Genomic DNA, 1,210 nt, shown 5'->3' with positions numbered 1-1,210 from the left:
GGGTCTGCTGCACCGATAGGTGACACCTGAGATGGCTTGCCCTGTGGGCGGGCTGGAAGGATGTCGCTGTGCCCAAGCCCTACCCCCGAGAGTTCCGCGATGACGTCGTGCGTGTCGCTCGTGACCGCGAGCCAGGCGTGACGGTCGAGCAGATCGCCAAGGACTTCGGGGTCCACCCGATGACCTTGTTCAAGTGGCTGCGCCAGGCCGACGTCGACGCCGGCGCGGCGGGGACGACCGGCACCGAGTCGGCCGAGCTGCGGGAGGCGCGCAAGCGGATCAGGTTGTTGGAGCAGGAGAACGAGGTCCTACGCCGGGCCGCTGCCTACTTGTCGCAGGCGCATCTACCGGGAAAAGGCTCTACCCGCTCGTGAGCGAGCTGGCCGCCGACGGGATCCCCGTGGCGGTGACGTGCCGGGTATTGAACATCGCTCGTCAGCCCTACTACCGGTGGCTGGCCCGACCCGTCACCAGCGCCGAGCAGGTGGCGGCGTATCGGGCCAACGCGCTGTTCGACGCCCACCGCGACGACCCGGAGTTCGGCTACCGGTTCCTGGTCGACGAGGCCCGCGACGCCGGGCAGCCGATGGCCGACCGGACCGCGTGGCGGATCTGCTCCGGTAACGGCTGGTGGAGCGCGTTCGGCAAGCGCAAGCGTCGCGGCAAGGGCGGCAAGGTCGGCCCACCCGTGCACGACGACCTGGTCCAGCGGGACTTCACCGCCGACGGCCCGAACCGGCTGTGGCTGGCCGACATCACCGAACACCACACCGCTGAGGGCAAGCTCTACCTGTGCGCGATCAAGGACGTCTGGTCCCACCGCATCGTCGGCTACTCCATCGACTCCCGGATGAAGTCCCGCCTCGCCGTCGCCGCACTGAACAACGCCGCCGCCAGACGCACCGGCCTGGCCGGCTGCATCCTGCACACCGACCGCGGATCCCAATTCCGGTCCAGGAAATTCGTCCGAGCCCTCAACCGCCACCACATGACCGGATCGATGGGTCGCGTCGGCGCCGCCGGCGACAACGCCGCCATGGAATCCTTCTTCGGCCTCCTGCAGAACAACGTCCTCAACCGGCGACCATGGGCCACCCGCCAGCAACTCAGGACCGCGATCGTGACCTGGATCGAACGGACCTACCACCGCCGCCGACGCCAGCGGTCGCTGTCCCGGTTGACCCCCGTTGAATTCGAGACCATCATGCAC

The 1,210-nt window shown here is 68.4% G+C and carries 1 protein-coding gene; it reads left to right on the top strand.

Annotation, left to right across the window (positions count from 1 at the left end):
* Positions 1 to 68: 68 nt before the first annotated feature.
* Positions 69 to 1,210, top strand: a protein-coding gene (locus AB0A95_RS34695; RefSeq protein ID WP_357559991.1) for an IS3 family transposase whose coding sequence is annotated in 2 segments (ribosomal slippage) — positions 69 to 350 and positions 353 to 1,210 — 1,140 coding nt annotated over the 2 segments. Because the reading frame shifts where the segments join, the coding sequence is not laid out codon by codon here. This gene is flagged as partial in the annotation.

Origin of the sequence: Micromonospora sp. NPDC049230 (assembly GCF_040647875.1) — a bacterium.
Lineage (GTDB): Bacteria > Actinomycetota > Actinomycetes > Mycobacteriales > Micromonosporaceae > Micromonospora.
Note: the sequence above shows the minus strand (reverse complement) of the source record. Positions and strands in the feature narration are given on the sequence as shown.